Genomic DNA, 24477 nt, shown 5'->3' with positions numbered 1-24477 from the left:
TGGCTGGACCGGCCGAGTCTAGCCCTTGTGTCGGATCCCCGCACATCAGGAGAGGTCAACGCCCCCTGACAAAAAGGAAGGGCACCTTCTTAACGGTATACGTCGTGGAAGGTGCCCTTCCTCACTCGCCGGCTCAGCGGGCCAGCGGGATCACGATGAGGCGGGCGGTGGGGGTGTCGCCGTCCTTCGGGCCGGCGACGGCCACCTGGGCGCCGGCCTTGAGCTCGGTGGCCTGGATCGTGGCCCGCTTCTCCACCACCCGCAGCTTCTCCCCGTAGTGCCAGGTCTGGGTGAATCCGTCGGCGGACTTCACGGTGATCGACGTCGCGTCGACGGCGGTGACCACACCCCGCTGGACGAGCACGGTCACGGGGCCCTTCTTGCTCTCCACGACAGCCTCGCCGTGCTGCACGTCACGGCGCAGGGCGACCCGCAGCGCGTGGCGCTTGCGCCAGTTCTCCGCCCGCTCGCCGAGCTTGTCCTTGGCGTCGGGTGCGGGCGAGGCGGTGGTGTCGAGTTCACTCTCGGCGGCGACGAGGTCCATGGGCGCGACACCCATCGCGGCGAGCGCCTCGGCCTCGACCGAGGCGACCAGGCCGGTGGCGGCCGACGACATGTCAGACGGGCCGCAGGCGGTCAGGCCCAGCAGTGCGGACAGACCCAGGGCGACGGTGAGGCCGATTCTTCTCATGACGCCAGGCTCTCCCGCCCTCGCCTGGCGGCGGTCAGGCCGATGTTCGGGGCAGGTAAACCGTGAACCGGGCCCCGCCCTCGGCCGCGTGACCGGCCTCGATGACCCCACCGAGGCGTCGGGCCAGCCCCGCGGCCAGGGCCAGGCCCAGGCCGCTGCCGGTCTGGCGTACGCCCTGGTAGCGCTGGTGCAGCGCGCCGCGTTCGAAGGCGACGGCCAGGTCGTCGTCGGTGAGACCGGGGCCCCCGTCGCGGACCTCGATCGCGGTGCGGTCGGGCAGGGGGCGTACGGCCACCACGATCGGGCGGCCGGGCGGCACCACCCGCAGCGCGTTCTCGACCAGGCCGTCGATGATCTGGCGCAGCCGCAGCGGATCGGTGTGCACCCACACCTCGCCCGCCGGGACCTCGGCGTGCACCGGCACGCCTGCCTGGGCGCCGCGCGGTCCGAAGGCCCGCTCGGCCGAGGTCACCAGCGACACCAGGTCGACGTCGGTGAGCTGGATGGCGAAGTCGGCGGCGTCGAGCCGGGCCAGTGAGAGCAGGTCGGCGACGAGCCGGTCCAGGCGCTCGGCCTCGGCGAGCACGGTCTGCCCGACCTCCTGGGCGCCGTCGGGGCCGACCACGCCGTCGGACAGCGCCTCGGCGTACCCCTTGATGGTGGTCAGCGGGGTGCGCAGTTCGTGCGAGATGGACAGCAGGAACTCGCGCTGGCGTCCCTCGCTGGTGGCCAGCGCCTCGGCCAGCTCGTTGATCGAGTGGGCGAGCCGTTCCACCTCCTGCGGCGGCTCGGCGGCCAGGCGCACCGTGCGGTCGCCCGAGCTGAGGCGGGCCGCGGCGGTGGCCGCGTTGCGGATGGGGCGGGCCAGCCTGCGGCCGAGCAGCACGCCCGCCAGCACGCCCGCGCCGAGCCCGGCCAGCAGCGGCAGCCACAGGTTGCGCAGCACCTGCCGGCTGATCCCGGTGGCGGCGGGCCGGGCGAGCACCACACCGTCGCCACCGCCGAGCGTGCGGCCCTCCACCATCGACGGCCGGCCGCCGACCATGACCAGCCGCTCGCTGACCGGCTTGCCGTCCGCGACCTGCTGCACCACCCGGGCGGGCAGCCCGGGCCGGTCGGCCGCACCGGAGGTGATCAGGTACGCGTTGACGTCTCCGTCGAGCTTGCGCAGCTGCTCGATCAACTTGGCGTCCGCGGCGGCGGCCCGCCGGGAGCGCAGCACCTGGGCCACCACGTCGGTCTGCGAGGCGAGCCCTTCCCGGGCGGCCCGCTCGGCGGCGCGGGCGGCCAGCGGCACCGCGACCAGCGCGCCGGCCACCAGCGTGATCAGCGCGACGATCACCCCGGCGAGCACGGCCCGGGTGGTCAGCGTGCTCGTGCTGACGGTGGGCCGGGAGGGGGCGGCGAGCACCCGGATCGGCACGGTGAGGTCGGCACGGCGGTCAGGCATCGGCGGTGTACCCCACGCCCCGGACGGTGCGCACGATGATCGCGGCCTCGCCGAGCTTCGCCCGGACCTGGGCGACGTGCACGTCCACGGTGCGGGTCCCACCGTGTGCGGCGTACCCCCAGACAGCGGACAGCAGCTCGTCGCGGGTGTAGACCCGGCCGGGCCGGCTCATCAGGTGCGCCAGCAGGTCGAACTCGGTGCTGGTCAGTTGCACGGCGGCAGCGCCGACGGTGACCTCGCGCCGCGCGGGGTCGAGTCGCACCGGCCCCACCACCCGGCTGCGGTCGGGCTCGGGCGTCCCGCCGGAGCGCCGCAGCACCGCCTTGAGCCGCGCGACCAGCTCCCGCGGACTGAACGGCTTGGTCAGATAATCGTCGGCCCCCAACTCCAGCCCGACGATGCGATCGACCTCGTCGTCGCGCGCGGTGAGAAAGATGATCGGCACCCAGATGTCCTCGGCCCGCAACCGCCGGCAGATCTCCGTCCCGTCCATCGACGGCAACGCGATGTCCAGCACACACGCGGCCGGCCGCAACCTCCGCGCCGCGGCAAGCCCCGCCGCCCCATCGGACTCCACCTGCACCCCGTACCCGTCCCGCTGCAGGTAAAGCCGGATCAGATCCGCGATAGGCCGCTCGTCTTCAACGACGAGCACCAGCCCTTTCTCACTCACGCCGCCATCATGTCCGACCCATGTACGAACCACGTAAGCGCGCCGCAAACCTTCCCCCGCCCCCGCCGCCACCCCACCCCACCCCAACAAAGCGACGATCTTGCGCGAACCGTGGGTGCGACACGCTCATATCGGGCGTACCGGCAACGGTTCACGCAAGATCGTCGCGATCTTGGCGAGGACCCGGGGGGATGGGTCAGGCGCCGACGAGGTGGTCGGCGAAGGAGGCGTAGGGGGTGGCGTTCATGCCGGCGGTGCGCTGGGCGATCAGCTTCGGCTTGAAGACGTGGCTGAACAGGGCGTCCAGGTGCCAGACCTGCTTGGGGTGTCCCGCGTGGATCCAGAAGCGCTCCCGGATGCCGTCGACGGCGGTGGCCGCGAACTCGATCGCCGACAGGCGCGGGTCCGGGTGCCAGGTGACGTTGGCGAGGTGGCGCAGGTCGGTGTTCAGGTGCAGGCGGAGCCGGCGCATGATGCGGCTCTCCTGGGTGATCACGAGCCGGCGGTACGTCAGCAGCATCAGGAACTCACGGCCGAGCGGGCGCTCGGGGCGTAGGGCGCGGGCGACGAGCACGGTGGCGTCACCGGCTTCGACACAGCGCCGGAAGATCGGCATATGCCGGCTGACCGTGGCCATGGGAATGCCGGCCTCGCCGGTGGCGGGAAGGAACGTACGCGAGAAGACGTCCATGTAAGGAGCAACGAGCGCGCGTGACACACGTCACGCGGGTCACTCATGCGATCAGCGCTCGACCATCGTCGATGTGACGATTTCCCAGGTCAGCGGGTCAGTGACAGGGCCACTGTCACACCCATGAGGCCGAGGAACGTCAGCACCAGCACGGCCGTCTGCACCAGGGTCCGGTTCTCCCTGGGCGCGTACGCCAGACCGGCGCCCACGATCGCGCCCGTGGCGAGCCCGCCGAGGTGGCCGGCGATGCCGATGCCCGGGATGGCGAAGGAGATGGCCACGTTCACCACGATCACCGGGATGATCGCGGACGCGTCCCGGCCCAGCCGCTTCAGCACGAAGAAGTAGATGGCGAACAGGCCGTAGATCGCGGTCGAGGCGCCCGCCCCGACCCCGTTCTCGCTGAAGATGTAGCCGGCGACGTTGCCGCCGATGCCGCAGAGCAGGTAGGCCGCCGCGAACCGGACCGGGCCGAGCGCCGCCTCCAGCGGCCGGCCGAGCACCCACAGCGCCCACATGTTCATCACGAAGTGGATGACGCCGTAGTGGATGAACATCGCGGTGAACAGCCGGTAGTAGCCACCGTCGTTCAGCCCCGGCCAGACCGAGCCGAAGTCCGGGAACGCACCCGCGTAGATCGCCCCCTGCGGGCCCACGGTGATCGTTTCGCCCAGCACGCCGCCGATGAACTGCCACTCGGTCACGTTGGTGAACAGGCCCCCGGCGAACAGTGCGGGCATGCCCACCAGCAGCGCGCCGGCGATGAGCGCGAGCAGGTTGAGCCCGATCAGCGTCTTGGTGACGTAGCCGTGCATGCCGACCTGGGACCCGCCGAAGTGGGTCAGCGCGGGGCGCTGCGTACGCCGGCCCTCGGCCACGCAGTCGGGGCAGTGGTGGCCCACCGAGGCCGGGATCATGCAATCCGGGCAGATGGGCCGCTCACAGCGGGTGCATTTCAGGTGCGTCTCCCGCCCCGGGTGGCGGTAGCAGCTCGGTACGGGCGGCAGGCCACCCTGGGGTGCGGGAGACGTCATGGGTGCGAGATTAGCGCTCGATGTCGATTCGCTCGATGACGATCGCCTCGCGCGGCTTGTCGCCGGCGTCGGTCGGCGAGCTGGAGATAGCGTCGACGATCTTCTGCGAGTCCGCGTCGGCGACCTTGCCGAAGATGGTGTGCTTGAAGTTCAGCCAGGTCGTGGCACCGGTGGTGATGAAGAACTGCGACCCGTTGGTCTTCGGGCCGGCGTTCGCCATCGCCAGCAGGTAGGGCTCGCTGAAGCTGAGTTCCGGGTGGAACTCGTCGTCGAAGGTGTACCCCGGGCCACCACGACCGGTGCCGGTCGGGTCGCCAGTCTGGATCATGAAACCGTCGATCACCCGGTGGAACGGCGTGCCGTCGTAGTACGGGCCGGTGATCGGCTGGCCGGTACGCGGGTCGGTCGCCCCCGCCTTGGTGCCCTCCGCCAGCTCCACGAAGTTCTTGACCGTCTTCGGGGCGTGGTTCGGGTAGAGCTCCAGGCGGATGGGACCGGCGCTGGTGTGCAGGACGGCGAAACGGGCGTCAGCCACGTCTAACTCCTGATATTCGAGTGGTTGGTTACCGACAGATTCTCCCATGTGCCCGTTCCGGGTGTGCGATGGCGTCCGGCGAGGCAGGATGGCAGTCAGGGACATGAACGGGGCGCGCTTTCGTCGTGACGGCGCGCCCTGCGATACCACCGCACGGGCGCGGGGGCGTCTGGAGCGATCGTCTGCCTCGCGCGGGGGTGCGGGGCAGGAAGGCGGGGGAAGATGCTCGGATTTCACAAGAAGACGCGCGCGGAGCTGATGCGCGAGGAAATGGGCCAGAGCTGGGACCATTTCCTGCAGGCGGCGACACATGCCGCCGGCGGGGTCGGGGCGTCGTTCGGTCCGACCACCGGACGCATGCGCCAGGTCACCTCGCGGGGCATGGGCTCGACGATGTCCGCCCTCACGCCGCTCGCCGCGGCATACCGGGAGGGCGCCGCCGACGCCATGCACGCCAGCAAGAAGGCTCATGCCAAGGCGCGCAAGCACAAGAAGGGGGGCCACGTGTCACGCAGTGGCAACACGGGGATGCTGATCGGGCTGCTCGCCGCGGGCGCGGCCGTCGGCATCGCCGGTGCGCTGGTCATGAAGCGCCGTCGCCAGCAGCAGTGGTCGGAGTACGACCCGAGCCAGGCGCTGGAGTCGATGCGCTCGGAGACCAAGTCGATGACGGACAAGACGGCCGGCAAGGCCGACTCGGTGATCGACAAGGCCACGCAGCACACCAGCAAGGCCATGGACAAGACGGCCGACAAGCTGCACGAGGCGGCGTCCTCGCTCAAGGGCGGCGGCCGCGACACCATGAAGTCGAAGGTCGGCGACGCAGCGGAGGCGGCCAACGACGCCACCGACAGCTTCGCGTCGAAGTACTCGTCCAGCGGGTCGAAAAACGGCCGCATGTGACCCTCGACGTCAACAGGGGCACCTTCTACAGCGCATAGCGATGTGAAGGTGCCCTTGCTTTGTTCAGAGCCAGCCGGAGCGGCGGAGCATGCGGTAGACGGCGTATGAGGACGCGAGCATCACGGACAGGGCCATCGGGTAGCCGTAGGTCCATTTGGTCTCCGGCATGAAGTCGAAGTTCATGCCGTAGATGCCCGCTATCGCGGTGATGACCGCGGCGATACTCGCCCAGGCGGCGACCTTGCGCATGTCGTTGTTCTGGTCGACGGTCACCTGCGCCAGCCGCGCCTGCATGATCGAGATCAGCAGGTCGTCGAAGGAGCTGACCTGGTCGACGACCCGGGCCAGGTGGTCCTGCACGTCCCGGAAGTACTTGCGCAGTTCCTTGGTGACCTCGGGGGTGTCGCCGATCAGCGACTGCAGCGGCCGCTGCAGCGGCAGCACCGCCCGCTTGAACTCGACCAGCTCCCGCTTGAGCTGGTAGATGCGCTGCATCCGGCCGCTGGAGTCGCGGGCGAAGACGCTCTCCTCGATCAGGTCGACGTCCTGGCTGATGCCGTCGGCGGCCTCCACGTAGAGGTCGACCACGTGGTCGAGCACTCCGTACGCCACCGCCCAGGGGCCCTGCTTGAGCAGCTCGGGCCGCGCCTCCAGGTGCGTGCGCACCGGCTTGAGCCGGCAGGCCTCGCCGTGGCGTACGGAGATCACGAAGTCCGGCCCGATGAAGAGCATGATCTGCCCGGTCTCCACCACCTCGGAGTGCTCGGTCAGCTCCTTGTGCTCGACGTAGCGCGCCGCGCGCAGGGCCAGGAAGTGCACCTCGCCGAACTGCTCCAGCTTGGGCCGCTGGCCCGCGTTGACGACGTCCTCCACGGCCAGCTCGTGCAGGTCGAACGCTTCGGCGATGCCCTCCATCTGCTGGGTGTCCGGCGCGTGCAGGCCCAGCCAGACGAACCCGCCCCGGTGCCGGCGTGCCTGTGCGAGCGCCTCCCGGTAGTCGCCGGTCGACGGCTGGCGGATGCCGTCGAGGTATACGGCGCAGTCCACGATCGCGTCGCGGCGCTCGCCGGGCTGCGCGGGCACCTGACCGGCGTCGGCGTCTCCGCTCAGCCCCACCAGGCGGCCCATCACGCGGGCGGGGGCGGTGAAGGCGCGGGTCAGGCGATCGCCGTTGGAGGCGCGCCGGCCGTTGTCGTCTCGGATGTCGTCAACCACGATCGCCTCCTCCGCCGGGTCGCCGACCGCCGGAGACTCCTCAGACAGGCTACTTGGCGGTCGGACCGGCGCGGACGCGCGTGATCGTGAGTGGACTCGGCGCGGCGGGCAGAAAAGAGGCGCCGGGTGGACCATGTGTGCCGCTATCGGGGGGAATGCGACTCGGTCCACCCGGCGCCGGAACGCCACCCGGGGTGGGGGTGGGCGACGTTCCTTTTTCATTGGGGGCGGGGGCAATGCGGGCGGGGGCCCACGCGCCACGAGGTCCCGATCACCGCGGCAAGCCGCGTGCTCATCACTCGGTCGGCGACAGGCGCCCGACGCATTGTGATCCTCGTAACCTCGCGAGGGGAACCCCACCCGCCCCCGATCCGACTGTCAGAAATACGACAGAACAGCCGTCGGATATCCGAACCGGCGCATCAACCGCGAACGGCGTCGATGGCCTCGGCGAGCCGGCGCACACCCTCGTCGATCTGGTCGGCGGTGACCGCGCTGAACGCGAGCCGCAGCGCGTTCTGCCCGCCCTCCAGCAGGAAGTCCGAACCCTTCACCACGGCCACGCCGCGCTCGGCGGCAGCCGGCAGCAGCTTGTCGACGTGCACGTCGCGCGGCAGCTCGATCCAGAGGAAGTAGCCGCCGTCGGGCTCGGTGAACGACACCCCGTCGATCCGCTTGCGCAGCGACTCCGCCAGCACCGTGGCCCGCTCGGCCAGCGCGGCGCTGACCGTGGCCACCGAGCGGTCGATGTCGCCGGAGGCGCAGAACTCGTACACGATGCCCTGCGCGACCTGGCCCGCCGAGATGTAGAGGTTGGTGGCCTTGCCGGCGATCGCGTCGATCAGGGGCTTGTCCCCGACCAGGTAACCGACCCGGACACCCGGGCAGACGGTCTTGGTGAAGGAGCTGGCGTGCACCACGACGCCCGCGGTGTCCAGCGACAGCATCGTCGGCAGCGCGTCGCCGCGGAACCGGATGTCGACGTACGGGTCGTCCTCGAAGATCGTGAAGCCGTACTCCTGCGCCAGCGCGAGCAGCTCGTGCCGCTTGGCCTCGGACAGCGTCACACCAGCCGGGTTCTGGTAGTTCGGGATGATGTGCGCGAGCTTCGGGCGCACCCCCGACTCCAGCAGGGTGCGCAGCTCCGCCGTGTCGATGCCGTCCGGGTGCAGCGTCACCTGGTGCACGACAGCGCCGAGGTTCTTCAGGTTCAGCAGGGTGCGGTCGTAGGTCGGCTTCTCCACCACGACGTGGTCACCGGGCTGTACGAGGTGGTTGAAGAGGAACGCGTCGGCCTGCAGGGAGCCGTTGGTGATCAGCACCTGGTCGACGGCCACCCCGTGCTTGGCCGCGATCCACTTGCGGAGCGGGCCGTAGCCGTAGGAGTTGCCGTACGCGGTGAGCCCGGCCGGGTCGTTGGCGAAGGCGCGGACAGCCGCGGCGCTGAGCCCTTCGACATCGACGATGTCGAGGCTCGGAGCGCCCCGGGCGAACGAGATGAGCTGCTCGGCGGTCATGTTGAACAGGTTAATGCGCCCGAAATGCGAGAACGCTCCACCCATCCCTTCGTGTCATCCGCCATGATCACGACGATCCTTGCGGGAACCGGGGCCGCCCGCCGAAAACCGGCGTGCGTGAACCACGGTTCCCCGCAAGATCGTCAAAGGCGGGTCAGACGGAGGCGGCGGCCTCGGCCCGGCGCAGTGCCCAGACCCGCATCAGGTCGCGAACGGAGATGATGCCGAGCACCTCGTCGCCGTCGAGCACGACCAGGTGGCGGAACCCGCCGCGGGCCATCGCCATGGCGGCCTCCTCGAGGCTCCAGTGCGGCGCGGCGTAGACGACGTCCCAGGTGATGTGGTTGGCGCACTGCTCCACATCCGGGTCGAGGCCGGAGCCGATGGCGTTGAGGACGTCGCGCTCGGTCATGATGCCGAGCCCCTCGCCGTCCGGATCTATCACGATGGCCGAGCCCACCCGGCGCATCGCCATCAGCTGAGCCGCCTGGCGCAACGTGTGCTGTGGGCCGACCATCAGGACCGGCTTGCTCATCGCCTCACGAACATGCATCGCGTGCGCCTGTGCAGCGTTAGCCATATGCAATCACCCCTTCGGAACGCAACCCCATTGAAACGCACCGTACGGACATCTTGGGCCGGGTTGTGGGCAACTCACAAGACTTGTTATAGGTCGCGGCTTGTGCTGGCTCGGCCGCCACGCTCAGGTGCAGTAGCCTTCACCAGCGACGAAACACCTCCATACCCCCCTCGAAGGAGCCACCAATGATCGGGATGGTGCTGGCCGCGGGCGCTGGACGCCGGCTGCGCCCCTACACCGACACGCTGCCCAAGGCCCTGGTGCCGGTGGACGGCGAAACGACGATCTTCGACATCGCCCTGCGCAATCTGGCGAAGGTCGGGCTGACCGAGGTCGTGGTCGTGGTGGGTTACCGCGCCGAGGCCGTCGAGGCCCGCCAGGCGGCCCTGGAGAGCAAGTACGGCGTCACCCTCACCCTCGTGCACAACGACAAGGCCGAGGAGTGGAACAACGCGTACTCCCTCTGGCTGGCCCGGGAGCACTTCGCCCGGGGCGTGCTGCTGGTCAACGGCGACACCGTGCACCCGGTCTCGGTGGAGCACACCCTGCTGGCCGCGGCCGAGGCCGCCGAGCACGCCGACGCGGGCATCGTGCTGGCGCTCGACGACCACAAGAAGCTCGCCGACGAGGAGATGAAGGCGATCTTCCACGAGGACGGCCGCCTGGCGAAGATCACCAAGCTGATGGACCCGGCCACCGCGCACGGCGAGTACATCGGCGCGACGCTGATCCGCCCCGAGGCCGCCGACGCGCTGGCCGACGCGCTCAAGACCACCTTCGACCGGGACCCCAACCTCTACTACGAGGACGGCTACCAGGAGCTCGCCAACCGCGGCGGAGTCATCCGCGGCGCGTCGATCGGGCGCATCGACTGGGTAGAGGTCGACAACCACGACGACCTGGCCCGCGCGCGGGAGATCGCATGCCGCTACTGACCCGCTCGGTGCAGACCCCGCTGAGCATCGACGTCCGGCGGGGCGCCGTCGCGGGCCTGGCCGCACTGCTGGCCGACCGGCGCATCTCGGCCGGCGGCGACGTGGCGGTCGTGGTGGGCCCGGGCCAGGGTGAGCGGATCGTCGACCTGATCGGCCCCTCGCTGGACCGGGCCGAGTTCATCAACATCGAGGGCGGCACCCTCGAATCCGCGCTCGACCTGGGCCAGCGCCTGCGCGGGCGCAACTACGACGCGGTGGTGGGCATCGGCGGCGGCCGGACCATCGACACCACGAAGTACGCGGCCTCGCGGTACGGCATACCGATGGTCAGCGTGGCGACCAGCCTCGCCAACGACGGCATCGCCTCCCCCATCGCGACGCTCGACCACGACGGCGGGCGGCCGTCCTACGGCGTGCACATCCCGCTCGCCGTGGTGGTGGACCTCGACTTCGTCGAGGCCGGGCCGGACCGGCAGACCCGCTCCGGCATCGGCGAGACGCTGAGCAACGTCAGCGCCATCGCCGACTGGGAGCTGGCGCACCGGGTACGCGGCGAGCCCGTCGACGGCCTGGCCGTGGCGATGGCCCGGTCCGGGGCCGAAGCGGTGATCAACCACCCGGGCGACGTCACCGACGACGTCTTCGTGACGCTGCTCGCCGAAGCGCTGATCACCACGGGCCTGGCCATGGCCATCTGTGGCACGTCGCGGCCGTCCAGCGGCGGCTGCCACGAGATCTCGCACGCGCTGGACATCCTCCGGCCGGGCACCGCGGCGCACGGCGAGCAGTGCGGCGTCGGCGCGCTGTTCTGCACCTACCTGCGCGCGTCCGTCGACAAGGTGCATGAGGCACGGTTCGCCCAGCTCAGCGCTTGCCTGAAGCGGCACGGGCTGCCGCGTACGCCGGCCGACCTCGGCATCAGCGACTCCGAGTTCGTCGCGGCGGTCGAGTTCGCCCCGCGGACCCGGCCCGACCGGTACACCATCCTCGAACACCTCGACCTCAGCCGCGACGAGCTGGGCGAGCGGGTGGCAGACTACGCGGATGCCGTCCACTGACACGCTGACCACGCCCCGCCCCGGGGTCGCCGACTTCTACGCGGTGAACCGGGGCGGCGGGCTGTTCTCCGAGGCGTTCAGCCAGCGCCTCGGCGCGGTGTTCGCGCTGGTCGCGGCCCGCACGGGGCTCAAGCCGACCCACCTGACCCTGCTCAACCTGGTGCTCGGCATCGCCGTGTCGACAGTGCTGGTGCTGCGGGCCCAGGACGGCACCGCGGCGATCACGCCGCTGTACGGGCTGCTCGCGTTGCTGGGCTGGCAGGTGGCGTACTCGCTGGACTGCGCCGACGGGCAGCTGGCCCGGGTGACCCGGCAGGGCAGCCCGGCGGGTGCCCGGATCGACATCCTGTGCGACGTGGCCTCGCAGATCCTGCTGGTCACCGCGCTGGTGGCGGTTGCCCGGCCGCCGGTATGGCTGGGCGCGCTGTTCGCCGCCTCCTGGATGGTCAACCTCGTCACCAGCGTGCTGGCCTCCGCAGGTGACGCGAACTCGATGGTCACCTCGACGTCGCTGCCAGTCCGCATCGTGAAGCTGGTCCGCGACTACGGCGCGGTCATCTTCGTCGCCGGCTTGGTGCTGACCGTCGCCCCGGCCCTGACGATCTGGTTCATCGCCGCGTTCACCGTGGTCAACTTCGGCTTCCTGCTGGCCAGCATCACCTTCACGGCCCGTACGGCACTGCGCGGCTGAGTTGTTAGAACCATAGTTCTTAGAACTACACCTCTAAGAACTATGGTTCTACCTATGCTCGCGAAACCGGACAACGTCTTCGACCGCACCGCCGAGTGGGCCGCGCTGGCCCGCTTCGCCGGCTCCCCCGCTGCCAGCGCCCGGTTCGGCGTGGTCAGCGGGCGCCGGCGGCAGGGCAAGACGTTCCTACTGGATGCGCTGGCACGGGCGACCGGCGGCTTCTACTTCGCGGCGACCGAGGACACCGAGCTGGAGTCGCTGCGCCGGTTCGGACGTGCGCTGGCGGCCCGGGCGGGCACCGGCGGCGAGTTCCAGCTGCACAACTGGGAGGACGCGCTCCGGCAGCTGTACGCCGTGGTGCCGGATGGTTTGATCATCATCGACGAGCTGCCCTACCTGCTCGCCGCCAGTCCTGCGCTCGCCTCGCAGCTGCAGCAGGTGCTGGACCCCGGCGGGATCGCCCGTGAGACGACGTCGAAGCTGCTGGTCTGCGGCTCGGCGATGGCCGTGATGGGCAGCCTGCTGTCCGGCAACGCCCCGCTGCGCGGCCGGGCGAGCCTGGAACTGGTCGTGCCACCCATGGACTACCGCACCGCAGCGGACTTCTGGGGAGTGCTCGACCAGCCGGAACTGGCCGTGCTGCTGCACAGCGTCGTCGGCGGCACACCCGCGTACCGGCACGAGTTCGTGCACTCCGACGCCCCCGCCGACCTCGCCGACTTCGGCGACTGGGTGGTCCGCACGGTGCTGAACCCGTCCGTCCCGCTGTTCCGCGAGGCCCGCTACCTGCTGGCCGAGGAGACCGGGGCCCGGGACACCCCGCTCTACCACGGTGTGCTGGGCGCGATCGCGCTCGGCCACAACACCCGCGGCGGCATCGCCGGATACCTGGAACGGCCGTCGACGAACATCAGCCACCCACTGACCGTGCTGGAGGACTGCGGGCTGGTGTCCAAGGAGCCCGACGCCTTCCGCACCGGACGCTCGACGTACCGGATCGCGGAGCCGCTGATCACGTTCTACTCGGCGGTGATGCGGCGCAACTGGAGCTTCCTGGAGCGGGGCATGGCCGAGCAGGCCTGGCAGGCCGGGCAGGAGACGTTCCGGGCCCAGGTCGCCGGCCCACACTTCGAGCAACTGTGCCGGGAGTACGCCCTACGCAACGCAGTCGCCCTGTTCGGCGCGCCGCCGAGCACTGTCGCCGCGGGCACTGTCGCGGACCCGGCCGCCAAGTCGCAGATCCAGGTCGACGTGGCCGTGCTGGGTACCGAGGGCGCGGTGCTCTCGCTCGGCGAGGCCAAGTGGCAGCAGACCATGGGGCTGCCCCACCTCGACCGGCTGCGCCGGGCCCGCGACCTGCTCGCCGCCAAGGGCCACCGGACCGGCGGCACCCGGCTCGCCTGCTACAGCGGCGCGGGCTTCACGCCCGACCTCCGCCGCGCCGCCGAAACCGACAACGTCCTGCTGGTCGACCTCCCGGCGCTCTACGCCGAGCCGTGACTGTCGGTCGACCTTGACCGGCGCGGCCTTGATCGTTCGACTTGCCAGGCACCTGTGCGTATCTTGCGCGCGGATACCCACAGGTGCCGGGCAGGTCCGCCGATCATGGGCGGCACGCGGCTGGGAGCGCGGCGGGTCAGGGACGGCGGAGGGAGTCGTAGACGGCGAGGAGCTGGCCGGTGACGACGTCGGGGTGGAAGGTGTCGAGGTAGCGGCGGCGGGCCACGTCGGTGAGGGTGGGAGCGGCCTTCAGGGCGTCGGGCAGGGCCGCGGCCCAGTCGTCGACGGTGGGCGGGACCGCGAAGCCGGCGTTGTCGATCAGGTACGGGATGCCGCCGAGGTTGGTACCGATCACCGGGCGGCCGTTCGCCAGCGCTTCGAGGATCGCGGTCGGTAGCACGTCGTGCCAGGTAGACGGCACGGCGACCATGGCGGAGGTGCGCAGTGCGGCGCGGACCCCCATGCGGTCCATCGGGCCGAGGTACTCGACGTCGGCGCGCTCGGCGGCCACCTGCTCGGCCAGGGGGCGCAGCTCGCCGTCCCCGGCGATCCGGAGTCGGCCCAACGCGCCGTCGGGGTGCCGCCGCCACGCGTCCAGCAGCAGGCCGAGCCCCTTCTCCGGGGACAGCCGGGCGGCGAAGAGCAGGCCGTCGCCGGCCGCCGGGGGCGGACCTGGGTCCTCCACCGCGTTCGGCTTGACCGTGATCTGGCGGTCGGTGATGCCGTAATCGCGCAGATGGTCGGCGATGGCCTCGGTCAGCGCGATGTAGCGGTCGACCGAGCGCCAGGTCGAGCGGTGCACCGCGAGCGTGGTCGCCATGATCGCGCTCTGCGCGGTGGAGCCCCGGTAGCACTTGTGCTTGATCGCGGGCAGCGCGAACGCCTTGCCCCGGCACTCGTGGCAGGCATGGCCGTCGCGGAAGTACAGGCCGGGTGCGCATACCTGGCGGTAGTTGTGCACGGTCTGCACCACCGGCACGCCGTGCGCGTGGGCGGTGCGCACCACCCAGGGCGACAGCAGGGGGTACGGGTTGTGCAGGTGCAGCACGTCCGGGCGCTCCTCGCGGAGCAGCCTGGCCAGGTCCTTCTGCGCGGAGGGGGCCCAGATCGGGGAGATCGGCAGCAGCACCTTCTGCGCGGCCGACAGCGACGGGATGTCATCGGAACTGCGCAGGAACGGCAGCACGGTGACCCCGGCCGCTTCCAGCTGCGCCATCTCCAGGTCGACGATGACGTTCTCGCCCGAGGGCAGCTCGGAGCGGTACCGATTGTGGGCGACCACGACCTTCAACGGTTTCCTGCTCTCTGCTCGGCTGACCCTAGAACGGTAGCGTTAGCGCCGTGCCCGAGTTGCCCGAGGTGGAGGCGCTCGCCGCGTACCTGCGCGAGCGAGCGGTCGGCCAGCGCGTCGAGCGGGTCGACGTGTCTGCGATCAGCGCCCTCAAGACGTTCGACCCGCCCCTGTCCGCGACCCATGGACTGACGATCACCGGTGCCGGCCGGCACGGCAAGTTCCTCGACATCGAGCTCGGGGACCTGCACCTGGTGATCCACCTGGCCCGTGCGGGCTGGCTGCACTACCGCGACGCGCTGCCGGACACGTTGCTCAAACCGGGCAGCGGGCCGATCGCGCTGCGGGTGCGGCTGGCCGACCGGTCGGGCTTCGACCTGACCGAGGCCGGCACCCGCAAGAAGCTCTCGGCGTACCTGGTGACCGACGTGAACCAGGTGCCCGGTGTCGCCCGGCTCGGGCCGGACGCGCTCGGCCTGGACCTGGCGGGTCTGACCGAGTTGCTGCGCCCCCTCAACTCACAGATCAAAGGGGTGCTGCGGGACCAGCAGGTGCTCTCCGGGATCGGCAACGCCTACTCCGACGAGATCCTGCACGTCGCCCGCATCTCGCCGTTCGCGCGGGCCGACCGGCTGTCTCCCGGGCAGCTGGAGAACCTGTACGAAGCGGTACAGAAGGTGCTGAAGGAGGCGCTGGAGCGCTCGGTCGGGCAGAAGGCGGCGACGCTGAAGTCCGAGAAGCGGGCCGGGCTGCGGGTGCACGGCCGGACGGGGCAACCCTGCCCGGTGTGCGGCGATACGGTGCGTGAGGTCTCGTTCGCCGATTCGAGCCTGCAGTACTGCCCCACCTGCCAAACCGGCGGAAAACCGCTCGCAGACCGTCGACTTTCCAGACTCCTGCGCTAGTGTCACGCACAGCCCAGTTCGTATAGTGTCCCGGTCCTGGAGTCTTCGGACGCATCGCCAACACGGTGTCTCCCCCGACCCCGGACAAACCATGCGAGACTGAACGATGTGGGCGACACCCGTCCTGCCGCACGTTCCCATCGCAGGGCTGCAGCACCTGCCGGCGCCACCGGGCAGGAACGTGACGCACGGGAGGACCCAGGTGAGGTGACGACGAGCCTGAAGCACCCGACCACCGTGCCCAAGCGGTCGAATGTCCCGGATTACGTAGCCGACCGATACGAGCTGCCCCCCGTGCCCAAGACCAACGGCGTCGCCCGCAACGCGTTCGCCCGGCCTACCGCGCGCCGGGCCCGCTGGCACCGGCCGTACATCCTGTGCCTGGTCATCGGCGACGTGCTCTGTGCGATGGCGGCGAGCTGGACCGCGATCTCCCAGTTCTCGATCAATCGGGTCACCTCCGGTTTCGACCAGATCGTGCAGTTCCAGCTGGTCGCGTACGGCATCATGCCGTTGATCTGGCTGCTGCTGCTCTGGGGCAACGGCGCATACGACCGGCGCGTGATCGGTCTGGGCACCGACGAGTTCAAGCGGGTCTTCCGCGCCACCATCGCCGTCGCGGCGACCGTCTCCTTCCTCGCCTTCGGTTTCCAGAAGGCCGGGCCCGGCGAGGGTCTGTCCCGCGGCACCGTCGGCTTCGTGATCATCGCCGCGATGGCGTACATCTTCGGCATGCGCCTGCTCGCCCGCCGCGCCCTGTACGTGGTGCGCCGCCGAGGCAGGCTGGCCACATACCGGATGCTGCTGGTCGGTTCGCTGCCCGAGACGCTCTTCGTCTACAAGGTCGTCTCGCGCAACCCGAAGGCCGGGCTGGTGCCCGTCGCCATCCACCTGCACGAGCACCTGCCGGCCTCCCGCCGGGCCCAGGCTCCGGTGCCGGTGCACTACGGCCGCAACCTCGTCGACCTCGTACACGAACTGCGCGCCGACACCATCGCGGTGTGCGGCTCGGCCGGCGCGGAGCCCGACGAGCTGCGCCGCCTGGCCTGGCAGCTGGAGGGCACCGGCATCGACCTGGTGGTCGCGCCGCAGCTCACCGACATCGCCGGGCCCCGGGTGCACATCCGCCCGATCGAGGGCCTGCCGCTGCTGCACGTCGAGGAGCCCAAGCTCTCCGGCATGGCCTGGCTGGCCAAGAACCTGCTGGACCGGGTCGCCGCCTTCTTCGGCCTGCTGCTGCTCGCCCCGCTGCTGCTGGTGATCTCGCTGGCCATCTCGATCACCGACCGCGGCCCGGCGTTCTTCCGGCAGCTGCGGGTCGGCCACGAGGGCCGGGTGTTCAAGGTGTGGAAGTTCCGCACCATGTACACCGACGCCGAGGAGCGCAAGAGCAAGCTCGAAGCCCAGAACGAGGGCGACGGCATGCTCTTCAAGATCCGTGACGATCCGCGGGTCACCCCGGTCGGGCGCTTCCTGCGGGCCAGCTCGATCGACGAGCTGCCCCAGCTGATCAACGTGCTCAAGGGCGAGATGTCGCTGGTCGGGCCGCGCCCGCTGCCCGCCGACGACGGCGACTACCTCGGCGACGTGCGCCGCCGGCTGCTGGTGCGGCCCGGCATGACCGGCCTGTGGCAGGTCTCCGGCCGCTCCGACCTGAGCTGGGACGAGGCGGTCCGGCTGGACCTCTACTACGTCGACAACTGGTCCCTGGCGTACGACCTGAGCATCCTGTGGCGCACCGTCGGCGTGGTGCTGCGCCGCAAGGGCGCGTACTGACGAAGACCTCAGAACGGCCGGGCAGCCGCGAGCTGCCCGGCCGTTTCGCTGTTCAGGCGAAGATCTTGGCTAGATCCAGCTCGTACGGGAACGGCGCGGCACCGCTCATCGTGCCGGTGCGCTTCTCCTCAGCGAGGTAGCCATCCGAACGTGGCTGGGTGAGCGCCAGAACCTCCTGGGACCGTGAGTCGACGATCCAGTACTCGGCGACGCCGATCATCGCGTAACCGGAACGCTTGAGCACCAGATCGTTGCTGGGGTTGCTCGGCGATACCACTTCGATTACGAGCTTCACCCCGGCCGGGGGCAGCGCCGGGAGCGAGCTGTCGAGCAGGCCGGCGTCGAAGATCACCAGATCGGGGATGAAGAAAGAGGTGCCGTCCGGACGTAGCACGGCGATGTTTTCGCTCACGGCCAGCGCATCGGGCGCCTGCCGATCAAGGGCACGACGCAGCCGGTAGACAAGGTTCGCGTGAGGCAGCGGAGGTGGTGGGGTCACGAGCAGGGTCCCGTCGAAGATCTCGTACCGGTAGCCGTCGTCCGGCGAGTCGAGCAGGTCCTCGAACTGCCAGGGGCGCAGCGGCTGAGGCCGGAGCAGCGGATGGGTCATCGTTGTCACCCGTCCTCTCTATCGGTGCCCGTGTGACATCTCCAGAGTGCAGCACCAATCTGCGGTTAGGAAGCTTCCCCAGGTCAAATAGGGGACGCTCGGCGCGGCCGCCGGTGCGCTCGCACCATGGCCGCGCACAAGTCCTTCACAACTGGGACTGAGGATCCGCACAGGTGACCGCTACAGTCCCTGGTCATGAGTGAACGTCGCGTCCTGGTGGTGGAGGACGATCCCACCATCGCCGGGTCGGTGATCGCCCGGCTGCGGGCCGAAGGTTTCGCGGTCGCGCACGCCGGGACCGGTCCCGCCGCCGTGGAGGCCGCGGGGCGGCTGAAGCCGGACCTGATCGTGCTGGACCTGATGCTGCCGGGCTTCGACGGGCTGGAGGTCTGCCGCCGGGTGCAGGCGCAGCGGCCGGTGCCGGTGCTCATGCTCACCGCCCGCGACGACGAGAACGACCTGCTGGTCGGGCTCGCCGTGGGCGCGGACGACTACCTCACCAAGCCGTTCTCGATGCGGGTGCTCGCCGCCCGGGTGCACGCGCTCATGCGCCGGGCCGAGCGGTCCACCGCGCCGGACGCGCCGATCAAGCTGGGCCCCCTGGAGATCATCCGGTCGGAGCGCCGGGTGCGCCGGGACGGCGCCGAGGCGCACCTCACCCCGACCGAGTACGACCTGCTGGTTTACCTCGCCGAGCGGCACCGGGCGGTGCTGCCGCGGGAGCGGCTGCTGGCCGAGATCTGGGGCTGGGCCGAGGGCTACGGCACCCGCACGGTCGATTCCCACATCAAGGCGCTGCGCCGCAAGCTGGGTGCCGACCTGATCCGCACGGTGCACGGAGTCGGATACGCCCTGGAAGCCGAAACCACGTGATCGAACGTGTCCTGGACTGGCTCACCCACCCCATGTACCGGGTGCTGGGGCCGCTGATCGTGCTGTCCAACCGGGCGCTGGACCGGCTGCCGCGCCCGCTCGACCCGTTCCGGTCGATCAAGCTGAAGCTGGCCATCCTGCTCGGCATCTCCGGCGCGACCGGCCTGCTGGTGTTCTGGGGGCGGCTCGGGTTCGTCAACTGGCCGGTCGCCATCTCGGCCGCCCTGGTCGGGGTGATCACGCTGCAGGTGCTGGCGCACGGCATGACCAAGCCGCTGCGCCAGATGACCGCGGCGGCGCGGGCGATGGCCCGGGGCGACTACAGCCGCCGGGTCCGCGCCACCAGCCGGGACGAGGTCGGCGAGCTGGCCCGCGCCTTCAACCTGATGGCGGCCGACCTCGCCGCCAGCGACCAGCAGCGGCGCGAGCTGATCGCGAACGTGTCGCACGAGCTGCGTACGCCGATCACCGCACTGCACGGGGTGCTGGAGAACATCGTCGACGGGGTGAGCGAACCCGACCCGGCGACGCTGCGCACCGCGCTGGCGCAGACCGAGCGGCTGGCCCGGCTGGTGACCGAGCTGCTGGACCTGTCGAAGGTCGACGCCGGTGCGGCGACGCTGCGCCGGGTGCCGATGCCGGTCGCGGAGTTCCTGGCCCGGGTCGTCGAGGAGGCGAGCCTGAACGCCCCCGCGACCCGGTTCCGGCTGCACGACGTCGACCCGCACACCATCAACGCCGACCCGGCGCGCCTGCACCAGGTCTTCGCGAACCTGCTGGAGAACGCGGCCCGGCACAGTCCGGCCGGCGGGCTGGTCACCGTCAGCGCCCGGCCGTCCGGCACCGAGACCGTCTTCGAAGTGCTCGACCAGGGGGTGGGCATCGCGCCTGCCCTCCGGGAACGCGTCTTCGAGCGTTTCACCAGGGGCAAGAGCGCCGAGTCGTCCGACGGCGGCACGGGACTCGGCCTCGCCATCGCCCGCTGGGCGGTGGAACTGCACCACGGCACCATCGCGATCGTCGACCCGCCAGGCGGGATCGGCTGCCGCATCCGCATCACCCTGCCCCAGAAGTCCATACCTCATCAGTCGCCCGCAGAAGTCGGAGCCAACGATGTCAGACACCTCTCCGGACACCCCACCGCAGCCTGACGAGTCCTCGCCACCTGCCGTGGAGTCGACCGTGCCGGCGAAGAAGGCACCGGCCCGCAAGCGCACGCCCGCCAAGGCCGCGGCCACCGCCCCGGACGCGCCGGAGGCGGAGCCGACCACCACGTCGGAGGCCCCGACCGCCGACGCAGCCCCGGCGCAGGCTCCGGCAGAGACCTCGGCCGACGCTTGGACCGCACCGGACCCGGGAACCCCGGCCACCGCGACCGCCACGGAAAGCCCGGCCGCCGAGGCGACTCCCGCCCCGGCCGCCGCGACGACCGCTGCACCTGCTGCCGTACCGGCTGCCGTACCGGCTGCTGTGCCGGTCGCGGCAGCCGCGGTGCCGCCGCAGACCTACCCGGCCGACATGGCCAGGTTCTCGCCGCTGCCGCCGCCCCCGCCCGGTTTCCTGCAGACGCGCTGGCAAGGGCCCGACTACTCGGGCGGTCCGGCGGCCTGGATCGCCGCGCTGATCGGCGGCCTGGCCACCGCGATCGCGCTGCCGCTGAGCCGGCCCGGCATCGGCTGGCTGCTGGTGGGCCTGGTCATGACGGGTGCGGTCTGGCATGCGGCGCGGTTCGGGCCGAAGCCGGACACGAAGGTCGAGCGCTGGGTCCGGGTCGGCTGGGCGGTGCTCGCCGTGGCGCTGCTGGCCGTCGGCACCTTCCGTGACGCGGGCTGGCTCTACGTCTTCTGCGTGCTCGGCGCGCTGGCCTGCGGTTCGCTGGCGGTGGCCGGCGGCCACTCGGTCCGCGCCGTGATCGTGGGCGCGCTGGCGCTGCCGCTGGCCTTCTTCCGGTCCATCCCGTGGCTGGCCAAGGGCGCGAGCGCCTGGCAGAAGACGCGGGAGAAGAGCGGCACCGCGGGCCGCATCGGCCTGTCCCTGCTCGTGACGATCGTGCTGCTGGTCGTCTTCGGTGCGCTGTTCGCCTCCGCCGACCCGGCGTTCTCGAAGCTGCTGGGCGACATCCTGCCTGAGATCAACGCCCGCGCCATCTTCCGCGGGGTGCTGTACACCGTGGTCGGCGGCCTGATCACCGCCGGTGCGATCTTCACCGTGCTGGCCCCGCCGGACCTGTCCGGGCTGGAGCGGCCCGCCACCCGGCGCATCGGCCGCATCGAGGTCGCGCTGCCGCTGGGCGGCCTGGTGCTGCTGTTCGCCGCGTTCGTCGCGGTGCAGCTGCGCTTCTTCTTCGGCGACAAGGCCTACATCCAGAAGACCAGTGGGCTGACCTTCTCCGAGTACGCGGTGCAGGGCTTCGGCCAGCTGCTGGTGGTGACCATGCTGACCCTGGTCGTCATCGGCCTGGTGTCGCGCTGGGCGGCGAAGGAGAACCGGCAGGACCGCATCCTGCTGCGCACCCTGCTCGGCGCGCTGGTGCTGCTGAGCATGGTGATCGTCGGCTCGGCCGTCTGGCGCATGTGGCTCTACCAGAACACCTACGGCTGGACCCGGGAGCGGCTGTTCTTCGGCTCGGTCGAGCTCTACCTGGGCGGCGTGTTCATCCTGATCGCGATCGCCGGGTGGAAGCTGCGGGCCACCTGGTTCCCGCGGGCGGCGGTGGCGGGCTTCGCCGGGCTGCTGCTGTTCCTGGGCGCCGCGAACCCGGAGCACTTCATCGCCGAGCAGAACGTCGAGCGCTTCCAGAAGATCGATTTCTGGTACCTGCGGGCGCTCGGCCCGGACGCGGCGCCGGCCCTGGCCCAGCTGCCGGAGCCGTACCGCAGCTGCGCGCTGAGCTGGATGATCCGCGACCTGAAGGCCAACCCGGATCAGTGGTACTCCTGGAACCTGAGCCGTGCCCACGCCCGCGAGATGCTGGAAGACATCCAGACCATGCCCGCCGGCCGGGCCTGCACCGAGTCCGACAACCTCAACTCGCGCAGGTAGTCCGCGGCCTGCCCGTCGCCTCTGCGCAGGGGCGACGGGCGGGCCCCGCGCGTCTACAGTCGGACGCGTGATCGAGGACAGCGCGTTCGCCCTGCAAGGGCTCGTCAAGAGGTTCGACACCAAGGTCGCCGTGGACGGCGTGGACCTGGCGGTGCCGGCGGGTTCGTTCTTCGGCCTGCTCGGGCCGAACGGGGCCGGCAAGACCACCACCCTGTCCATGGCCGTCGGCCTGCTGCGGCCGGACGCCGGGCGGGCCCTGGTGCTCGGCCACGACGTGTGGCGCGACCCGGTCCGGGCCAAGTCGCTGATCGGCGTGATGCCCGACGGCGTACGCCTCTTCGACCGCCTCGACGGCACCGAGCTGCTCACCTACCAGGGCCTGCTGCGCGGCATGGCGCCCGACGTCATCGACGCCCGGGTCACCGAGCTGCTGGACGTGCTGGCCCTGACCGACGCCGGGCGCACGCTGGTCATCGACTACTCGGCCGGTATGAAGAAGAAGATCGCGCTGGCCTGCGCGCTGCTGCACGCGCCCCGGCTGCTGGTGCTCGACGAGCCGTTCGAGGCCGTGGACCCGGTCAGCGGCGCGGCCATCCGCGACATCCTCACCCGTTACGTCGCCGGCGGCGGCACGGTCATCTTCTCCAGCCACGTGCTGGAGGTGGTGGAGCGGCTGTGCACGCACGTCGCGATCATGGCGAACGGCCGGATCAGCGCCGTCGGCTCCCTCGACGAGGTGCGCGCCGGGCGGACCCTGGAGGACGCCTTCGTCGCGGTGGTCGGCGGGCGCGTGGCCACCGGCTCGGAGCTGTCATGGCTCTGACCTTCGCCCGCCTCAAGCTGCGCGTGCTGCGCAACGGCTTCCGCGGCCGCCCCGGCAAGGTGGTGCTGTTCGTGATCGGCGCGCTCTGCGCGCTGTTCTACGGCGCGATGGCGGCGCTGTTCTTCCTCATCCCGTTCCTGCCCGACGGCCCCGACTTCGGCCCGCTGGTCCCCGCGTTCGGCGGGACGCTGCTGGTGCTCGGCTGGATCATGATGCCGCTGGTCTGGTTCGGCGTCGACGAGACGCTGGAACCCGGCCGGTTCGCGCTGCTGCCGCTGCCCCGGGCGACGCTGCTGCGCGGCCTGCTGATCGCCGCGGTGCTGGGCGTGCCCGCGTTCGGGACGCTGCTGGCCACCTCGGGCCTGGCCATCGGCGCGGGCCTGGCCGGGGGCCCGCTGCCGGCCGTCGTCGCGGCCGTCGGCGTGCTGCTCGGCCTGCTGCTGTGTGTGGTGGTGAGCCGGGCCGTGACCAGCGGTTTCTCCCGCGCCCTGCGCGCCCGCCGGACCCGCGACCTGGCCGCGGTCGTGCTCGCCGTGCTCGCCGCGTCGCTGGGCCCGCTGCAGTACCTGCTCACCTCGGGCGCGCAGCAGGTCGGCACGCAGCGGCTGACGGCCGTCGCCGACGTGCTCGGCTGGACCCCGCTGGCCGCGCCGTACGTGGTGGGCCTCGACGCGGTGCAGGGGCGCTGGGGCGCGGTCGCCGCGCGGCTGGCCATCACGGTCGTGACGATCCTGCTGCTGGCGTGGTGGTGGTCCCATTCGCTGGAGTCGGCGATGCTCGGCACGTCCGGCGGCGGGGCGGTGCGGGTGCGCACGGCCACCGGCGCTCCGGTCGCCCGGTTCTTCGGGCGCGGTCGTCAACCGCGCACCGCGTACGGCGCGATGGTGACGCGCGAGCTGCGCTACTGGGTGCGCGACGTGCGGCGGCGGGCCAGCCTGATCACGTTCGCGGTGATCGGGGTGTTCCTGCCGGTGGTCACGAACCTCGGCCCGAGCGCGGATGGCAACCTCGTCGCGAGCAGCGTGCACGGCGGCTCGATGGTGCTGGTCGGCGCGCTGGCCGGGCTCGGCATCGCGAACCAGTTCGGCTACGACGGCACCGCGTACGCGATGCACGTGGTGTCCGGCGTGCCGGGCCGGACGGAGCTGCGGGCCAGGACGGTCGCGTACTCGTGGTACATCGTGCCGCTGCTGCTCGGCCTGGCGGTGCTCAACGCGGTGCTGCGCGGGGACCTGCTGCTGCTCCCGGTCATGTTCGGCACCCTGTTCGCCGCGTACGGCACCGGGCTGGCCTGCTCGATGCACGTGTCGGTGTGGGCGGCGTACTCCCTGCCGGAGAACCAGAACCCGTTCGCGATCAACACGGGCACCGGCGTCGCGAAGAGTTTCCTGGCGATGGCGGCGTGGCTGGCCGGCATGGTGCTGGCCCTGCCCGTGCTGCTGCTGGTGCTGCTCGGCGGCTCGGTCGGGGCGGTGCTGGCCCTGCCGGTCGGGCTGGCGTACGCGGGCGGCGCGGTCTGGCTCGGGCTGATCACCGCCGGTGACATCCTCGACCACCGGCAACCCGAGCTCCTGGCGGCGATCACCCCGCGGTCATGAGGCGTTCACCTACGAATCGTCGGTCCGTGGTGCAGCTCACCGAATAATCGTTGGAGTTAGCAGGGCTCCATACGCTGTAATAGTCG

Annotated in this window: 23 protein-coding genes; 12 read left to right on the top strand and 11 right to left on the bottom strand. The window is 70.9% G+C overall.

From position 1 onward, the window contains the following. Positions 1 to 133: 133 nt before the first annotated feature. The 6 genes from F6W97_RS07440 to F6W97_RS07415 all read right to left on the bottom strand — a co-directional run bounded on the left by F6W97_RS07440 (position 134) and on the right by F6W97_RS07415 (position 5074). The gene (locus F6W97_RS07440; protein WP_155369359.1) at positions 134 to 691 is read right to left on the bottom strand and encodes a hypothetical protein; all 558 of its coding nucleotides are present in this window, start codon (positions 689 to 691) and stop codon (positions 134 to 136) included. 34 nt (positions 692 to 725) lie between these two features. Beyond that, on the bottom strand, positions 726 to 2141 hold the full coding sequence (locus tag F6W97_RS07435) for a sensor histidine kinase (protein ID WP_155369358.1): 1416 nt from the start codon (positions 2139 to 2141) through the stop codon (positions 726 to 728). Then, on the bottom strand, positions 2134 to 2814 hold the full coding sequence (locus F6W97_RS07430) for a response regulator transcription factor (RefSeq protein WP_155369357.1): 681 nt from the start codon (positions 2812 to 2814) through the stop codon (positions 2134 to 2136). Before F6W97_RS07430 ends, F6W97_RS07435 begins: the two co-directional genes overlap by 8 nt. A 196-nt stretch (positions 2815 to 3010) precedes the next feature. Next, positions 3011 to 3505 (bottom strand): hypothetical protein, encoded by a 495-nt coding sequence (locus F6W97_RS07425; protein WP_230686472.1) that lies wholly within the window; start codon positions 3503 to 3505, stop codon positions 3011 to 3013. Positions 3506 to 3594: 89 nt separating this feature from the next. Further along, entirely contained in the window at positions 3595 to 4539 is a 945-nt protein-coding gene (locus tag F6W97_RS07420; RefSeq protein ID WP_155369356.1) for a rhomboid family intramembrane serine protease, read from the bottom strand. A 10-nt stretch (positions 4540 to 4549) separates the two neighbouring features. Beyond that, complete coding sequence (locus F6W97_RS07415) at positions 4550 to 5074, bottom strand: peptidylprolyl isomerase (protein ID WP_155369355.1); 525 nt, start codon at positions 5072 to 5074, stop codon at positions 4550 to 4552. Positions 5075 to 5296: 222 nt separating this feature from the next. Here F6W97_RS07415 and F6W97_RS07410 point away from each other — a divergent pair, with 222 nt between their 5' ends. After that, entirely contained in the window at positions 5297 to 5977 is a 681-nt protein-coding gene (locus tag F6W97_RS07410; RefSeq protein WP_155369354.1) for a hypothetical protein, read from the top strand. A gap of 63 nt (positions 5978 to 6040) precedes the next feature. On the opposite strand, the gene corA is transcribed toward F6W97_RS07410, so the two are convergent. The 3 genes from corA to F6W97_RS07395 all read right to left on the bottom strand — a co-directional run bounded on the left by corA (position 6041) and on the right by F6W97_RS07395 (position 9262). Then, positions 6041 to 7105, bottom strand: a complete 1065-nt coding sequence (gene corA / locus F6W97_RS07405; protein ID WP_230686505.1) for a magnesium/cobalt transporter CorA — start codon at positions 7103 to 7105, stop codon at positions 6041 to 6043. A 509-nt stretch (positions 7106 to 7614) separates the two neighbouring features. Then, positions 7615 to 8709 (bottom strand): aminotransferase-like domain-containing protein, encoded by a 1095-nt coding sequence (locus tag F6W97_RS07400; RefSeq protein ID WP_155369352.1) that lies wholly within the window; start codon positions 8707 to 8709, stop codon positions 7615 to 7617. A gap of 154 nt (positions 8710 to 8863) precedes the next feature. Then, entirely contained in the window at positions 8864 to 9262 is a 399-nt protein-coding gene (locus F6W97_RS07395; RefSeq protein WP_120321578.1) for a CBS domain-containing protein, read from the bottom strand. Between the two features lie 212 nt (positions 9263 to 9474). Here F6W97_RS07395 and F6W97_RS07390 point away from each other — a divergent pair, with 212 nt between their 5' ends. The 4 genes from F6W97_RS07390 to F6W97_RS07375 are packed head-to-tail and all read left to right on the top strand — an operon-like array spanning position 9475 to position 13473. After that, positions 9475 to 10224 (top strand): phosphocholine cytidylyltransferase family protein, encoded by a 750-nt coding sequence (locus tag F6W97_RS07390; protein WP_155369351.1) that lies wholly within the window; start codon positions 9475 to 9477, stop codon positions 10222 to 10224. Beyond that, positions 10212 to 11282: an iron-containing alcohol dehydrogenase family protein gene (locus tag F6W97_RS07385; RefSeq protein WP_155369350.1), complete on the top strand. Its 1071-nt coding sequence runs from the start codon at positions 10212 to 10214 to the stop codon at positions 11280 to 11282. The genes F6W97_RS07390 and F6W97_RS07385 overlap by 13 nt, the downstream gene beginning before the upstream one ends. After that, a complete protein-coding gene (locus F6W97_RS07380; RefSeq protein WP_155369349.1) occupies positions 11269 to 11973 on the top strand; it encodes a CDP-alcohol phosphatidyltransferase family protein in 705 nt (234 codons plus the stop codon). Before F6W97_RS07385 ends, F6W97_RS07380 begins: the two co-directional genes overlap by 14 nt. A gap of 54 nt (positions 11974 to 12027) precedes the next feature. Next, positions 12028 to 13473, top strand: a complete 1446-nt coding sequence (locus F6W97_RS07375) for an ATP-binding protein (protein ID WP_155369348.1) — start codon at positions 12028 to 12030, stop codon at positions 13471 to 13473. Between the two features lie 136 nt (positions 13474 to 13609). Here F6W97_RS07375 and F6W97_RS07370 read toward each other — a convergent pair whose 3' ends face one another. Next, positions 13610 to 14764 carry a glycosyltransferase family 4 protein gene (locus tag F6W97_RS07370; RefSeq protein WP_155369347.1) on the bottom strand — a complete coding sequence of 385 codons (1155 nt, stop codon included), beginning with the start codon at positions 14762 to 14764 and terminating at the stop codon, positions 13610 to 13612. A gap of 50 nt (positions 14765 to 14814) precedes the next feature. Between F6W97_RS07370 and F6W97_RS07365 the strand changes: the two genes are divergently transcribed. Together F6W97_RS07365 and F6W97_RS07360 are read left to right on the top strand one after the other, a co-directional pair. Beyond that, positions 14815 to 15669: an Fpg/Nei family DNA glycosylase gene (locus F6W97_RS07365; protein ID WP_155369346.1), complete on the top strand. Its 855-nt coding sequence runs from the start codon at positions 14815 to 14817 to the stop codon at positions 15667 to 15669. 207 nt (positions 15670 to 15876) lie between these two features. Beyond that, entirely contained in the window at positions 15877 to 17445 is a 1569-nt protein-coding gene (locus tag F6W97_RS07360) for a sugar transferase (RefSeq protein ID WP_155369345.1), read from the top strand. 52 nt (positions 17446 to 17497) lie between these two features. Here the strand turns inward: F6W97_RS07360 and F6W97_RS07355 are convergent, their stop codons facing one another. Beyond that, entirely contained in the window at positions 17498 to 18055 is a 558-nt protein-coding gene (locus F6W97_RS07355; RefSeq protein WP_155369344.1) for a Uma2 family endonuclease, read from the bottom strand. Between the two features lie 195 nt (positions 18056 to 18250). Here F6W97_RS07355 and F6W97_RS07350 point away from each other — a divergent pair, with 195 nt between their 5' ends. From F6W97_RS07350 to F6W97_RS07330, 5 genes are all read left to right on the top strand, one after another. Further along, positions 18251 to 18928, top strand: a complete 678-nt coding sequence (locus F6W97_RS07350) for a response regulator transcription factor (protein ID WP_155369343.1) — start codon at positions 18251 to 18253, stop codon at positions 18926 to 18928. Next, a complete protein-coding gene (locus tag F6W97_RS07345) occupies positions 18925 to 20079 on the top strand; it encodes a sensor histidine kinase (RefSeq protein WP_230686471.1) in 1155 nt (384 codons plus the stop codon). Before F6W97_RS07350 ends, F6W97_RS07345 begins: the two co-directional genes overlap by 4 nt. Then, positions 20042 to 21970, top strand: a complete 1929-nt coding sequence (locus tag F6W97_RS07340; RefSeq protein ID WP_155369342.1) for a DUF4153 domain-containing protein — start codon at positions 20042 to 20044, stop codon at positions 21968 to 21970. Before F6W97_RS07345 ends, F6W97_RS07340 begins: the two co-directional genes overlap by 38 nt. 67 nt (positions 21971 to 22037) lie before the next feature. Then, positions 22038 to 22793 carry an ABC transporter ATP-binding protein gene (locus tag F6W97_RS07335; protein ID WP_155369341.1) on the top strand — a complete coding sequence of 252 codons (756 nt, stop codon included), beginning with the start codon at positions 22038 to 22040 and terminating at the stop codon, positions 22791 to 22793. Next, positions 22784 to 24391, top strand: a complete 1608-nt coding sequence (locus F6W97_RS07330; protein WP_155369340.1) for an ABC transporter permease — start codon at positions 22784 to 22786, stop codon at positions 24389 to 24391. Before F6W97_RS07335 ends, F6W97_RS07330 begins: the two co-directional genes overlap by 10 nt. Positions 24392 to 24477 lie beyond the last annotated feature (86 nt).

This window comes from Catellatospora vulcania (genome assembly GCF_009720385.1).
Lineage (GTDB): Bacteria > Actinomycetota > Actinomycetes > Mycobacteriales > Micromonosporaceae > Catellatospora > Catellatospora vulcania.
Note: the sequence above shows the minus strand (reverse complement) of the source record. Positions and strands in the feature narration are given on the sequence as shown.

What these genes read in the sequence shown, in the direction of transcription:
- F6W97_RS07385 (WP_155369350.1), top strand. Translation starts at nt 10,212, where the DNA reads ATGCCGCTACTGACCCGCTCGGTGCAGACCCCGCTGAGCATCGACGTC.
- F6W97_RS07425 (WP_230686472.1), bottom strand. Translation starts at nt 3,505, where the DNA reads ATGGACGTCTTCTCGCGTACGTTCCTTCCCGCCACCGGCGAGGCCGGC.
- F6W97_RS07435 (WP_155369358.1), bottom strand. Translation starts at nt 2,141, where the DNA reads ATGCCTGACCGCCGTGCCGACCTCACCGTGCCGATCCGGGTGCTCGCC.
- F6W97_RS07440 (WP_155369359.1), bottom strand. Translation starts at nt 691, where the DNA reads ATGAGAAGAATCGGCCTCACCGTCGCCCTGGGTCTGTCCGCACTGCTG.
- F6W97_RS07330 (WP_155369340.1), top strand. Translation starts at nt 22,784, where the DNA reads ATGGCTCTGACCTTCGCCCGCCTCAAGCTGCGCGTGCTGCGCAACGGC.
- F6W97_RS07420 (WP_155369356.1), bottom strand. Translation starts at nt 4,539, where the DNA reads ATGACGTCTCCCGCACCCCAGGGTGGCCTGCCGCCCGTACCGAGCTGC.
- F6W97_RS07355 (WP_155369344.1), bottom strand. Translation starts at nt 18,055, where the DNA reads ATGACCCATCCGCTGCTCCGGCCTCAGCCGCTGCGCCCCTGGCAGTTC.
- F6W97_RS07350 (WP_155369343.1), top strand. Translation starts at nt 18,251, where the DNA reads ATGAGTGAACGTCGCGTCCTGGTGGTGGAGGACGATCCCACCATCGCC.
- F6W97_RS07340 (WP_155369342.1), top strand. Translation starts at nt 20,042, where the DNA reads ATGTCAGACACCTCTCCGGACACCCCACCGCAGCCTGACGAGTCCTCG.
- F6W97_RS07375 (WP_155369348.1), top strand. Translation starts at nt 12,028, where the DNA reads ATGCTCGCGAAACCGGACAACGTCTTCGACCGCACCGCCGAGTGGGCC.
- corA (WP_230686505.1), bottom strand. Translation starts at nt 7,105, where the DNA reads ATGGGCCGCCTGGTGGGGCTGAGCGGAGACGCCGACGCCGGTCAGGTG.
- F6W97_RS07380 (WP_155369349.1), top strand. Translation starts at nt 11,269, where the DNA reads ATGCCGTCCACTGACACGCTGACCACGCCCCGCCCCGGGGTCGCCGAC.
- F6W97_RS07390 (WP_155369351.1), top strand. Translation starts at nt 9,475, where the DNA reads ATGATCGGGATGGTGCTGGCCGCGGGCGCTGGACGCCGGCTGCGCCCC.
- F6W97_RS07395 (WP_120321578.1), bottom strand. Translation starts at nt 9,262, where the DNA reads ATGCATGTTCGTGAGGCGATGAGCAAGCCGGTCCTGATGGTCGGCCCA.
- F6W97_RS07400 (WP_155369352.1), bottom strand. Translation starts at nt 8,709, where the DNA reads ATGACCGCCGAGCAGCTCATCTCGTTCGCCCGGGGCGCTCCGAGCCTC.
- F6W97_RS07410 (WP_155369354.1), top strand. Translation starts at nt 5,297, where the DNA reads ATGCTCGGATTTCACAAGAAGACGCGCGCGGAGCTGATGCGCGAGGAA.